The sequence below is a fragment of the Mycobacterium hippophais genome, assembly GCF_027529605.1.
In the GTDB taxonomy this organism is placed as follows: Bacteria; Actinomycetota; Actinomycetes; order Mycobacteriales; family Mycobacteriaceae; genus Mycobacterium; species Mycobacterium arseniciresistens.
Genome location: NZ_JAPZPY010000001.1, coordinates 650,944 through 663,279, shown reverse-complemented (window position 1 = coordinate 663,279; position 12,336 = coordinate 650,944). Strand labels below are relative to the sequence as shown.

10 protein-coding genes are annotated in these 12,336 nt (G+C 68.7%); all 10 read left to right on the top strand.

The features are described 5' to 3' along the window. Positions 1–53 precede the first annotated feature (53 nt). From O6P37_RS03220 to O6P37_RS03175, 10 genes are read left to right on the top strand one after another with little or no spacing between them, the layout of a single operon-like run. Entirely contained in the window at positions 54–1,904 is a 1,851-nt protein-coding gene (locus tag O6P37_RS03220) for a flavin-containing monooxygenase (protein ID WP_269892697.1), read from the top strand. Continuing rightward, on the top strand, positions 1,901–2,734 hold the full coding sequence (locus tag O6P37_RS03215; RefSeq protein WP_269892696.1) for a TauD/TfdA dioxygenase family protein: 834 nt from the start codon (positions 1,901–1,903) through the stop codon (positions 2,732–2,734). The genes O6P37_RS03220 and O6P37_RS03215 overlap by 4 nt, the downstream gene beginning before the upstream one ends. 1 nt (position 2,735) lies before the next feature. Continuing rightward, complete coding sequence (locus O6P37_RS03210; protein WP_269892695.1) at positions 2,736–3,665, top strand: SDR family NAD(P)-dependent oxidoreductase; 930 nt, start codon at positions 2,736–2,738, stop codon at positions 3,663–3,665. Next, entirely contained in the window at positions 3,658–4,896 is a 1,239-nt protein-coding gene (locus O6P37_RS03205; protein WP_269892694.1) for a CaiB/BaiF CoA transferase family protein, read from the top strand. The genes O6P37_RS03210 and O6P37_RS03205 overlap by 8 nt, the downstream gene beginning before the upstream one ends. A gap of 2 nt (positions 4,897–4,898) precedes the next feature. Next, the gene (locus O6P37_RS03200; RefSeq protein WP_269893155.1) at positions 4,899–6,050 is read left to right on the top strand and encodes an acyl-CoA dehydrogenase family protein; all 1,152 of its coding nucleotides are present in this window, start codon (positions 4,899–4,901) and stop codon (positions 6,048–6,050) included. After that, positions 6,047–6,964, top strand: coding sequence for an acyl-CoA dehydrogenase family protein (locus tag O6P37_RS03195; protein ID WP_269892693.1), 918 nt, complete (start codon positions 6,047–6,049; stop codon positions 6,962–6,964). Before O6P37_RS03200 ends, O6P37_RS03195 begins: the two co-directional genes overlap by 4 nt. A 26-nt stretch (positions 6,965–6,990) precedes the next feature. Beyond that, positions 6,991–8,169: an acyl-CoA dehydrogenase family protein gene (locus O6P37_RS03190; protein WP_269893154.1), complete on the top strand. Its 1,179-nt coding sequence runs from the start codon at positions 6,991–6,993 to the stop codon at positions 8,167–8,169. Continuing rightward, on the top strand, positions 8,169–9,140 hold the full coding sequence (locus O6P37_RS03185; RefSeq protein ID WP_269892692.1) for an acyl-CoA dehydrogenase family protein: 972 nt from the start codon (positions 8,169–8,171) through the stop codon (positions 9,138–9,140). The genes O6P37_RS03190 and O6P37_RS03185 overlap by 1 nt, the downstream gene beginning before the upstream one ends. A gap of 10 nt (positions 9,141–9,150) precedes the next feature. Further along, positions 9,151–10,863, top strand: coding sequence for a thiamine pyrophosphate-binding protein (locus O6P37_RS03180; protein WP_269892691.1), 1,713 nt, complete (start codon positions 9,151–9,153; stop codon positions 10,861–10,863). A 27-nt stretch (positions 10,864–10,890) separates the two neighbouring features. Continuing rightward, positions 10,891–12,312, top strand: a complete 1,422-nt coding sequence (locus tag O6P37_RS03175; protein ID WP_269892690.1) for an aldehyde dehydrogenase family protein — start codon at positions 10,891–10,893, stop codon at positions 12,310–12,312. The last annotated feature ends 24 nt before the right edge of the window (positions 12,313–12,336 follow it).

Below are 12,336 nucleotides of genomic sequence, written 5' to 3'. Positions count from 1 at the left end.
TTTCGATCGCTCACCGAACGAGATCACGCCGAAATCACGGAAGAAGGAGAGACATGACGACCGCCGAGCAGTCCTGCGGACCCACCGACGTCCCGACCGACGTCGACATCCCCGCGATACGGGACAGGTACGCCGCCGAGCGGGCCAAGCGGCTGCGGCCCGAGGGCGCCGACCAGTACCTGGAACTCGAAGGTGACTACGCCGGGTTCTACGAGGTCGACCCGTACACCACGGTGACCGAGCGGGACGCGATCACCGAGGACGTCGACGTCGTCGTCCTAGGTGGCGGGATCTCCGGACTGTTGGCGGGGGCGTATCTGAAGAAGGCCGGCGTCGACGGCATCCGGGTCATCGAGATGGCAGGCGACTTCGGAGGTGTCTGGTACTGGAACCGGTTCCCCGGCATCCAGTGCGACAACGACGCGTACTGCTACGTCCCGCTGCTCGAAGAACTCGATTTCATGCCGTCGAAGAAGTTCGCCGACGGAGCCGAGATCTTCCAGCACTGTCGCAACATCGGAAAGCACTTCGGGCTGTACGACGGAGCGCTGTTCTCCACCCAGGTGCGCGAGCTGAGCTGGGACGAAGAATCGCAGCGTTGGCAGATCAGCACCGACCGGGGTGACGACATCCGCGCCCGGTTCGTGGTCATGGCCCAGGGCTCCTACAACCGCCCGAAGTTCCCCGGCATCCCCGGCATCAAGGACTTCACCGGACACGTGTTCCACTCCGCCCGCTGGGATTACGACTACACCGGCGGGAACGCCGACGGCGGGTTGGACAAGCTGGCGGACAAGCGTGTCGCGCTCGTCGGCACCGGGGCGACCGGCATTCAGCTGGTGCCGCACCTCGGCCGCGATGCGCAGGAGCTGTTCGTCTTCCAGCGCACGCCGTCCTCGGTCGACGAGCGCTCCAACCCGTCCACCGACCCCGCCTGGGCCGCCTCCCTCGAACCGGGGTGGCAGGAAGCGCGCAAGCGCAACTTCCACAACTGGTCACCGTTCGTCGGTGTGGTGTTCGGCGAACCCGACCTGATCTGCGACTTCTGGACCGAGCTCGGGCGCAACCTGACCGCCCGGATCGCCGGCCTGGACGACCCCGCCTCGGTCACCATCGAGCAGATCATGGCGTTCCGGGAGGAGGAGGACTACAAGATCATGGAGCGGTTGCGTCGCCGTGTCGACGCGATCGTCGAGGATCCCGCCACCGCCGAGGCGCTCAAGCCGTACTACCGCTTCATGTGCAAGCGGCCGTCGTCCAGCGAGCACTATCTCGCGTCGTTCAACCGTCCGAATGTGACGCTCGTCGACGTCTCGGCGTCCAAGGGCGTGGAGAAGCTGACCGAGAAGGGGATCGTCGCCAACGGTGTCGAGTACGAGGTGGACTGCGTGATCTTCGCGAGTGGCTTCGAGATCTCCACCGAGATCAGCCGCCGGTTCGCGATCGACAGCATCGTGGGCCGCGACGGGCTGTCGCTGTTCGACTACTGGCAGAACGACTACAAGACGCTGCACGGCATGACCAGCCGCGGCTTTCCGAACCAGTTCTTCATGGGGTTCATCCAGGGCGGCGTGTCGGCGAACACGACGGCGATGTTCGAACAGCAGGCCCAGCACATCGCCTACATCATCGCCGAGGCGCAGAACAGAGGTGCCACACGAGTCGAGCCGACCCAGGAGGCGCAGGACAGCTGGGTGCAGACGGTCCGCGAGTTGTCGATCGACAACTCCGCGTTCGAGTTGTCCTGCACGCCCGGCTACTACAACAACGAGGGGCGAGGCGGCGCGGAACGCAACGGGTCGTTCCTCGGTGACTTCTACTCGCCCGGCTTCTACGCGTTCGACGAACTGATCGCGGAATGGCGCAGCAAGGGTGATCTCGACGGTCTGGAGCTGAGCAGATGACAGCGGCTACAACGGCACTCGACGCCCGGGAGATCAGCCCGCGCATCGGCACCGAGATCCGGGCCGACAAGTCGACACTGCTCTCCGGCGACCACGCCGCCACGCTGCGCGATCTGCTCGAGCAGCGCGGCGTGCTGGTGTTCCCGGAGATCGGCTTCACCGACGACGAGCAGGTGGCGTTCACCGAGACCCTGGGCACGCTGGCCACCGAGCGCAAGGGCGAGAAGCTCTACAACGTCACGCTCGACAAGACCGTCAACAAGCAGGCCGACTACCTGAAGGGGTCGCTGTACTGGCACCTCGACGGCACGATGAACGAGGTGCCGATCCTGGCCTCGCTGCTGTCGAGCAAGGCACTGGGCAACGAGGGCGAGGGTGACACCGAGTTCTGCAACACCTACGCCGCCTACGACGACCTGTCCGACGAGGACAAGGCGGCGTTCGAGGAACTCCGGGTGGTCCACTCCACCTGGACGACGCTGCTCTACTACGAGCCCGAGCCGTCGCTGGAGATGCTGCAGCAGATGATGGCGATCGGCGAGCGGGAGCTGCCGCTGGTGTGGCGGCACCGGTCGGGCCGCAAGTCGCTGGTGCTGGGTTGCACGGCCGGCCACGTCGTCGGCATGGACCGCGGCAAGAGCATCGAACTGCTTGTCCGGCTGCGGGAGTGGGCCACCCAGCCGCAGTTCGTATACCGGCACAAGTGGTCGGTCGGTGATCTGGTGATCTGGGACAACACCGGCACCATGCACCGCGCGACGCCGTACGACCCGGCGTCGGGGCGGCTGTTGCAGCGCACCAAGCTGGCCGGTGAGGAGTCGTTCGCCTGACATGGGTGACCTGAGATTCGACGGCCGGGTGGCCGTGGTCACCGGCGGGGGCCGCGGCCTCGGGCGGGCCTACGCGCTGCTGCTGGCGTCCCGCGGGGCGAAGGTCGTGGTCAACGACCTCGGCGGCAGCCTCACCGGTGAGGGTGGTGACGCCGGCCCGGCCCACGACGTAGTGCGCGAGATCGTCGCCGCAGGCGGAGAGGCCGTCGCCAATGCCGATTCGGTCACCACCCCCGAGGGTGGGCGGGCCATCGTCGGCGCCGCGCTCGACGCCTTCGGCCGCCTCGACGTGGTCGTGCACAACGCAGGCAACGTGCGGCGCGGCTCGCTGCGCGACATCAGCTACGCCGACTTCGAGGCCGTCGTCGACGTGCACCTGCGCGGCGCGTTCCACGTTGTCCGCGAGGCCTTTCCGGTGATGTGCGACGCCGGTTACGGGCGCATCGTGCTCACCTCCTCGATCGGCGGGCTCTACGGCAACCACGACGTGGTCAACTACGCGGTCGCCAAGGCGGGCGTGATCGGGCTGTCGAACGTCGCGGCGATCGAGGGCGCGGCGCACGGCGTGACGAGCAACGTGATCGTGCCCGCCGCCGTCACCCGGATGGCCGAGGGCATCGACACGTCGGCCTACCCGCCGATGGGACCCGAACTGGTGGCGCCCGCGGTGGGCTGGCTGGCACACGAAAGTTGTTCTGTCACCGGTGAGATCTACATCGCGCTGGCCGGCCGGATCGCCCGCGCCGCGATTGCCGAGAGCCCGGGGGTGTACCGGCCGTCCTGGTCGGTCGAGGACGTCGAGGCTCAGCTCGACGGGATCCGCGACCTCTCGCAGCCGGTGGTGTTCCCGCCGGTGCCCGACGGGCACACCGACCACATCCGGTACAGCTTCGCGATGGCTGTCCAGCAGCAGGGAGCCGTCCATGGTTAGCTCCGCCGGCCCGCTCGCCGGGATCCGGGTCGTCGACCTCACCGCGGTGGTGATGGGGCCGTACTGCACGCAGATCATGGCCGACATGGGCGCCGACGTCATCAAGGTCGAGCCGCCCGAGGGGGACATCACCCGCTTCGTCGCACCCGGTCCGTCGCCGGGGATGAACGGCGTGTTCGTCAACGTCAACCGCGGAAAGCGCAGCGTCGTCCTCGATCTGCGGTCCGACCACGGGATGGCGGCACTGCGTGCACTCATCGAGACGGCCGACGTGTTCGTCCACTCGATGCGGGCGAAGGCGATCGCCAAGCTCGGATTCGACTACGAGTCGGTCGCGGCCATCAACCCGCGGATCATCTACACCAACTGCTACGGCTACAGCAGACGCGGCCCGGATGCCGACCGGCCCGCCTACGACGACACCATCCAGGCCGAGTGCGGTCTGCCCGCGGTACAGAAGCAACTCACCGGCGATGCCACCTACGTCGCAACGATCATGGCCGACAAGGTCACCGGCCTCACCGCGCTGTACGCGACCATGATGGCGCTGTTCCACCGCGAACGCACCGGCGAGGGACAGGAGCTCGAGGTCAGCATGTTCGAGACCATGGCGTCGTTCATGCTCGTCGAGCACGCGAACGGCGCCATGTTCGACCCGCCGCTCGGGCCGGCCGTCTATCCGAGGACGGTCGCGCCGAACCGGCGTCCGTATCAGACGAAGGACGGTTACGTCGCCGCGCTGATCTACAACGACAAGCACTGGCGGGCGTTCACCGACGCGGTGCGGCCGTCGTGGAACTCCGACGAATACGCCACACTGCAGATGCGCGCCAAGCAGATCGATGTCGTGTACGGGCTGGTGGCCCAGACGATGCGGGAGCGCACCACCGCCGAGTGGCTCGCGCTGTTCGCCGAACTGGAGATCCCCGCTACGCCGATCAACACACTCGACTCGTTGTTCGATTCGCCGCAGCTCAACGCCGCCGGGATGTTCGAGACCATCGACACTCCGCACGGCAAGGTGCGCTTCCCCGGGGTGCCGACGTGGTTCTCGCGCACGCCCGGCCACGTCCGGGGTTACGCGCCCGAACTGGGCGCCGACACCGTCGACATCCTCGCCGAACTGGGCCTGTCGAGCGACGCCGAGACGACGGTTGTTGACGGAAACAGCCCGGATTCGGTCAACAACCGTAGCGTCGGCGCCGCCGAAGCCGCGGCGGAGCTGGCATGAGCATGGACTTCGAGATGGGGCAGCGCGCTGCGCAGTTGCGCACCGATCTGCGGGAATTGGTGCACGACAACGTGCCCGAGCACTACCTCGGCGCCTTCACCGACGACCCGGCCGACCTCGAGACGGCGCAGCGGTTCTGCCGCCTGCTCGCCGAGCGGGATCTGCTGTGTCTGTCGTGGCCGGAGGAGTTCGGCGGCGGCGGGGCGTCGGTGTGGGAGCAGACGGTGGTGCGCGAGGAGATGTGGGCGCACCACGAACCGCGCGGCGCCCAGTACATGGGCGTGAACTGGGTGGGGCCGATCATCATGCGGCACGGCACCGAAGAGCAGCAGCGCAGGCATCTTCCGCCGATCGCGCGCGGCGAGGTGATCTGGTGTCAGGGCTTCTCCGAACCCGAGGCGGGCTCGGACCTGGCGTCGCTGCGCACCACCGCCCGCCCCGACGGAGACGGCTGGCTGGTCAGTGGCCAGAAGATCTGGACGTCGTACGCCACCATGGCGCAGTGGTGCTTCCTGCTGGCGCGGACGTCGAAGGGTGAGAAGAAGCAGCAGGGCTTGACGATCTTCCTGGTGCCGATGGGCGATCCGGCGATCCAGGTGCGGCCGATCCGCTGCATGATGGGCCCGCACCACCTCAACGAGGTGTTCTTCGACGACCTGCGGGTGACCGAGGCCGACGTGCTGGGCACCGTCGACGCCGGCTGGTCGGTGGTGCAGGACGTGATGGCGTTCGAACGCGTCGGCATCGCCCGCTACGCCCGCTGCGAACGGCTGCTCGCCGCGGCGCCCGCCGTGCTCGGGCCGCGCTGGGACAGGGTGCCGGAGGAGTTGCGCGGCAGATGGATCCGCATGCTCACGCACTGCCGCCGGGCCCGTCTGCTGGCCTACCGGGTGGTGTCGCTGCAGAGCAGCGGCCGCATCACACCCGGTGACGCCGCCGCGTACCGCATCGCCGTCACCAAGCTCGACCAGGACAGCGCGGAGGTGCTGATGGACATCGCCGCCGAGGTGCGCCAAGACGACCCGAACGCCGGGTGGTTCCTCGGTGAGGTCGAGGACCACTGGCGCTACTCGCAGGCGTCGACGGTCTCGTCGGGCAGCATCGAGATGCAGCGCATCCTGCTGTCGCGGACGCTGCTGGCGGCCGCACGATGATCCTCGATCTAGGCGACGACGCAAGCGAATTCGGCAGGCAGGCACTGCGCGCGTTCGAGGCCGCCGGTGGCGATGAGCTGGTGCAGCAGGCCGAAGCCAAACCTGCAGAACGCGAATCACTGGTCGGCCCCGCGCTGGCGGGCCTGGGCGCGTGGGACCTCGACGTGCGCGGTGACGCCGACGAGCTCGAGGCCGCCGCGGCGCTGTGCCGCAGCGCCGGTCACTGGGCGCTGCCCTATCCGGTGGCCGAGCGGCTGGCCCGACCGGCCGACCTGGACGTCGACGGGCTGATCGTGGTCGCCGACCAGCGGCCGTCGGCGGCCGTCGCCGGGCTGCAGTCGCGATGGGCGACGGTCACGTTGGCCGGACAGCGCAGCCACGTCACCGCGCAGGGACCCGCAGGCGCGGCGTTCGTCGCCGAGCTCGAACTGTCGGCGGTCGACGACGGCGGTGCCGGTGACCTGGCTCTCGCCCTGGTGCTGCCGTGCTGGACCCTGCTCGGAATACTCGACCGCGCAATGGAACTCACCATCGCCCACATCACCCTGCGCAAGCAGTTCGGTCAGCCGCTGTCGTCGTTCCAGGGCGTGCAGTTCCAGCTCACCGACGCCGAGGTGGAGCGCAGCGGGGTGGACATCCTGGCCAAGTACGCGCTGTGGAGCATCGCGACCGGTCGCCCGGAGGCGCTCGACGACGCGCTGGCGCTGCGGATGGCCGCGCTGGAGGCGGCGGAGGTGGTGTTCCGGGTGTGCCACCAGCTGCATGGCGCGGTCGGCTTCTGCGACGAGACCACGCTGTCCTGGCTGTCGCGCTACAGCCAGCCGCTGCGCCGGCTGCCGTTCGGGGTGTCGGCCACCCGGGACCGGCTGCTGCACGCCGCGGGTCCCCGCGGGCTGACGGGACTGTACGCGTGACCGGAACCCCCGCCGAACGTGAAGATTTGCGCGAGAATTCGGCAGAAACTCGCACAGATCTTCACGCTCGGCGCGAGGAGATCCGCACCTGGTGCGCCGACCACATCCCGCGCGACTGGCGGCAGGCGCAGACCGGTGTGGCCGAGGAGGAGTTCGTCCGCTTCCAGAAGGCGTGGTTCGCCGAACTGCACACGGCGGGTTACGCGGTGCCGCACTGGCCGCGCGAGTGGGGTGGCGGCATGTCGGTGGCCGAGCAGATCGTGCTGTACCAGGAACTCGCCGCCCATGACGCCCCCCGTCTCGTGCTGGCGTTCGTCGGCATCCACCACGCCGCGTCGACGCTGCTGGTGGCCGGCACCGACGAGCAGCGGCGCCGCCATCTGCCCGCGATCCTCGACGGCGAGATCTGGGTGCAGGGTTTCTCCGAACCCGAGGCCGGCTCCGACCTGGCGGCGCTGCGCACCACCGCACGCCGCGAAGGCGACGAGTTCGTGGTCAACGGTCAGAAGCTCTGGGCCAGCGGCGGTATGCACGCCGACTGGTGCCTGCTGCTGGCCCGCACCGATCCCGATGCCCCGAAGCGCAAGGGCATCTCGTACTTCTTACTGGACATGACGTCGCCCGGGATCGACGTGCGGCCCATCCGCAACGCCGTCGGCGACTCGCACTTCTGCGAGATCTTCCTCAGCGACGTGCGGGTGCCCGCGGTCAACCTGGTGGGCGCCGAGAACGCCGGCTGGCAGGTGGCGCAGGCGACGCTGGGCGCCGAACGCGGCATGACGATGCTCGAACTCGCCGAGCGACTCGGCAACGCCGGCTTCCGGTGGCTGGTGCAGAGCAGTCCCGTCGGCGATCCGGTGGTGGCCGACCGGCTGGCTCAGTTCGAGATCGAGCTGGCGGGACTGCGTGGCATGTGCCGCAAGGTAGTGGAAGGCAAGGCGACGGGACCGGCGGACGCGTCGATCGTCAAGCTCTACTACAGCGAACTGCTGCAACGCATGACCGACTTCGGCGCCGAGATCGGTGGCCTCGCCGCTCACACCGACCTCGCCAAGCCGATGTCGAGCGGGTGGGAGTCGGGTTCCTGGGTGCTGGACTTCATCGGGTCGTGGGAGTGGACGATCCCCGGCGGCTCCAGCGAGATCCAGCGCACCATCATCGGTGAGCGCGGCCTCGGGCTGCCCCGGGAACCGAGCGCGGTGTGATGGCCGCAGAGGACTTCGCCGAGTTCCACGGGGAACTGCGCTCGGTCGCCGCCGACCTGCTCGCCAAGGACACCGCGGTCGAGTGGCCCGCGCTCGTCGACGCGGGGTGGGTGGGCCTGGAGGTGCCGGAGGAATTCGGCGGCGCCGGTGCCACTTTCGCCGAGGTCGCGGTGATCTGCACCGAGATCGGCCGCGCCGCCGCCGCCAACAGCTATCTGGGCAGTGCCGTGCTGGCGGTCGGCACCCTGAACGCGCTGCGGCCCGGTCCCACCCGCGACCGCCTGCTCTACGGTGTCGCGTCGGGCGACCTGCGGTGTGCCGTGACCCTCGAGTCGCTGTCCTTCGTGCCCGACGCGTACGGCGCCGACCAGGTGCTGGTGGTCGCCAACGGCGCCGTGGCCGTGGCCGATCTGTCGGTGAGCCCGGCGCCCGTCCTCGACGAGACCAGGGCGCTGGCGATGGTGTCGTCGCGGACCGTCGATCCGCCGGAGCTCCTGCAGTTCGACGGAGACGCCGACGCCGCGGTGCGCCGGCTGCACGACCGCGCCGCGGTGGCCGTCGCCTGCGACAGCCTGGGCCTCGCCGAGGCCATGCTCGACGCGACGGTGGCGTATGCGAAGGTGCGCAGGCAGTTCGGCCGTCCGATCGGATCGTTCCAGGCCGTCAAGCACGCGTGCGCCGACATGCTGGTGGCCGTCTCGATGTCACGCCAACTCGTCGGCGACGCCGTGGCGGCAATCGTCGAGGACCGCGACGACGCCCACGTCGCCGCGTCGATGGCCAAGTCGTATGTCACCGGCGCCGCGGTCGACGTGGTCGGCAAGGCCATGCAGCTGCACGGCGGCATCGGCTACACGTGGGAGAGCGGCGTCCACGTCTACCTCAAACGCGCCAGCGTGAACCGCTCGCTGTTCGGATCGCCTGCTGCACACCGCAAACAACTCGCTCACCGTTACCTGTCACCGACATAGGAGTTCAACCATGGGTGTACCCGTCTACAAACGCATTCTCGACCTGTTCGAGGCCGAGGGCGTCAACACGCTGTTCGGCATCCCGGACCCGAACTTCGTGCACATGTTCGCCGAGGCCGAGGCGCGCGGCTGGTCAGTCGTCGCACCGCACCACGAGCTCAGCGCGGGCTTCATGGCCGAGGCGGCGTCGCGGATGACCGGCGGGCCCGGCCTGTGCATCGGCACGCTGGGCCCCGGCGTGGCCAACATCGCCGGAGCCATGATGTGCGCGCTGGTGGAGAACTCACCGGTGATCTTCCTCGGCGGCCAGCGGGCCAGGATCACCGAGCGCCGCGTCCGTCGCGGCCGCATCCAGTTCATCCAGCAGGAGGGGCTTTTCACGCCGTCGGTGAAGTACAGCAGCTCCATCGAGTACGCCAATCAGACCGACGAGATCATCCACGAGGCGATCCGCAGGTCGATGTCCGGCACCCCGGGTCCGTCCTACGTCGAGTTCCCGTCGCACGTGATCCTCGAGGAGCTCGACGTCGCCGACCCGCTGCCGCCGCACCGCTACCGGCTCGTCGACCAGGGTGCGGGCGCACGCGAGGTCGCCGAGGCGGTGCGGCTCATCCGCGAGGCGAAGAGCCCGGTCCTGCTCGTCGGCCACGGCGTGCACACGTCGCGCACCCAGCAGGAGGTCAAGCAGCTCGCCGAACTGATGAACTGCCCGGTCATCCAGACCTCGGGCGGCACGTCGTTCATCGCTGGGCTGCAGGAGCGGACGTTCCCCTACCTGTTCTCCCCGGCCGCCAACCAGGCGGTCGAGGAATCCGACCTCTGTGTCGCGCTGGGCACCGAACTCGGTGAGCCCATGCACTACGGCCGGACCCAGCACTGGGCGGGCAACGATGAGAACCGCAAGTGGGTGCTGGTCGAGCAGGACCCGACGGCCATCGGCGTGAACCGGCCCGTCGACGTGGCGCTGGTCGGCGACCTGCGTGGCGTCGTGCCGCAGCTGGTCGAGGCGCTCGAGGACTCACCGCGAGAGCCGTCGGCCAACCTCGACGCCCTGGTCAAGGCCGACGCCGCCGAACTGGCGCGGGTGGCCGACGAGGCCCCGAGCGGACGCACCCCGGTGCACCCGGCGCGCTACGTCGTCGAGGCGACCAAGGCGTTCGCCGAACTCGAGGACGGCATCATGGTCCGCGACGGCGGCGCGACCGTGATCTTCCAGTGGACCTACTCGCAGTCCAAGCCGCGCGACGTGATCTGGAACCAGAACTTCGGACACCTCGGCACCGGTCTGCCCTACGCCGTCGGCGCCTCGGTCGCCGAGGGCGGCAAGCGCCCGGTCATGCTGCTCACCAGCGACTCGGCGTTCCTGTTCCACATCGCCGAGCTGGAGACCGCGGCGCGGCAGAACCTGCCGCTGGTGTGCGTGGTCGGCGTCGACCACCAGTGGGGCCTCGAGGTGGGCGTCTACAAGCGCACATTCGAACAGCCGTCGCCGCAGCCCGGCGTGCACTGGAGCAAGGACGTCCGGATGGACAAGATCGCCGAGGGCTTCGGTTGCCACGGCGAGTACGTCGAGAAGGAAGAGGAGATCGGGCCGGCGATCGCACGCGCGTACGCCAGCGGCAAGGTCGGCGTGGTGCACGTGTGCATCGACCCGACCGCGAACTCCGAGGAGATGCCCAAGTACGACCGATTCCGCACCTGGTACGCCGAAGGTACTCAGTAGGACCCGTCGATAGGGGAGAGTGAAACCATGCGTGAATACCTGAAGTTCTACATCGACGGACAGTGGGTCGAGCCGGTGCGGCCCAACACCCTCGACGTCGACAACCCGACCACCGAGCAGGTCTCCGGCCGGATCGCCATCGGCACGGCGGTCGACGTCGATGTCGCCGTGCAGGCGGCGCGGCGGGCGTTCGGGACGTGGTCGCAGAGCTCCCGCGAGGAGCGCCTCGACCTCCTGCAGACCATCATGGGCGAATACCAGAAGCGTGCCGATGATCTCGCCGACGCGGTCAACGAGGAGATGGGCGCGCCCGCGTCGCTGGCGTCGGGCCCGCAGGTCAATCTCGGCCTCGGCCACCTCGCCACGGCGATGGACGTGCTGAAGAACTTCCAGTTCGAGGAGCAGCACGGCTCGACGCTGGTGGTGAAGGAGCCGATCGGCGTCTGCGGGCTCATCACGCCGTGGAACTGGCCGATCAACCAGATCGCATGCAAGGTGTTCCCGGCGCTGGCCACCGGCTGCACCATGGTGCTCAAGCCGTCGGAGGTGGCGCCTTACTCGGCGCAGATCTTCACCGAGATCATCGACGCCGCAGGCGTTCCCGCCGGGGTGTACAACCTCGTCTACGGCGACGGCCCCGGTGTCGGTGCCGCGCTGTCGAGCCACCCGGACATCGACATGGTGTCGTTCACCGGTTCCACCCGGGCCGGTGTCGACGTCGCCCGCAACGCCGCCGCCACCGTCAAGCGCGTCACCCAGGAACTGGGCGGCAAGAGCCCGAACATCGTGCTCGACGACGACGACTTCGCCAAGAGCGTCACGGCCGGGGTGTCGGTGATGATGATGAACAGCGGCCAGAGCTGCAACGCGCCGTCGCGGATGCTGGTGCCCAACTCACGCATGGACGACGCCATCGCAGTGGCGCGGGACGTCGCGGGCGCCGTCAAGGTCGGCACCGGCGACAAGGACGCGATCGGACCGGTCGCGTCGAAGGCGCAGTTCGAGAAGATTCAGGGACTGCTCGCGAAGGGCATCGAGGAGGGCGCCACCGTGGTGGTCGGCGGCACCGGGCGCCCGGACGGGCTGGACAGCGGCTACTACGTCAAGCCGACGGTGTTCGCCCACGTCACCAACGACATGACGATCGCCCGCGAGGAGATCTTCGGGCCGGTGCTGTGCATCCTCGGGTACGACGACCTCGACGAGGCGGTGGAGATCGCCAACGACACCGAATACGGTCTCGCGGGCTATGTCTCGGCCGCCGACCTGGATCAGGCCCGGCAGGTGGCACGCCGCATCCGCGCCGGTTCGGTGGCGATCAACCACGGCTTCGACATGAGTGCGCCGTTCGGTGGCTACAAGCGCAGTGGCAACGGCCGCGAGTGGGGCCAGTTCGGTTTCGACGAGTTCCTGGAGACCAAGGCAGCACTGGGTTACGCCCCCGCCTAGGGGCCCAATCCTCTACCGCGAGCA

What these genes read in the sequence shown, in the direction of transcription:
- O6P37_RS03220 (WP_269892697.1), top strand. Translation starts at nt 54, where the DNA reads ATGACGACCGCCGAGCAGTCCTGCGGACCCACCGACGTCCCGACCGAC.
- O6P37_RS03215 (WP_269892696.1), top strand. Translation starts at nt 1,901, where the DNA reads ATGACAGCGGCTACAACGGCACTCGACGCCCGGGAGATCAGCCCGCGC.
- O6P37_RS03210 (WP_269892695.1), top strand. Translation starts at nt 2,736, where the DNA reads ATGGGTGACCTGAGATTCGACGGCCGGGTGGCCGTGGTCACCGGCGGG.
- O6P37_RS03205 (WP_269892694.1), top strand. Translation starts at nt 3,658, where the DNA reads ATGGTTAGCTCCGCCGGCCCGCTCGCCGGGATCCGGGTCGTCGACCTC.
- O6P37_RS03200 (WP_269893155.1), top strand. Translation starts at nt 4,899, where the DNA reads ATGGACTTCGAGATGGGGCAGCGCGCTGCGCAGTTGCGCACCGATCTG.
- O6P37_RS03195 (WP_269892693.1), top strand. Translation starts at nt 6,047, where the DNA reads ATGATCCTCGATCTAGGCGACGACGCAAGCGAATTCGGCAGGCAGGCA.
- O6P37_RS03185 (WP_269892692.1), top strand. Translation starts at nt 8,169, where the DNA reads ATGGCCGCAGAGGACTTCGCCGAGTTCCACGGGGAACTGCGCTCGGTC.
- O6P37_RS03180 (WP_269892691.1), top strand. Translation starts at nt 9,151, where the DNA reads ATGGGTGTACCCGTCTACAAACGCATTCTCGACCTGTTCGAGGCCGAG.
- O6P37_RS03175 (WP_269892690.1), top strand. Translation starts at nt 10,891, where the DNA reads ATGCGTGAATACCTGAAGTTCTACATCGACGGACAGTGGGTCGAGCCG.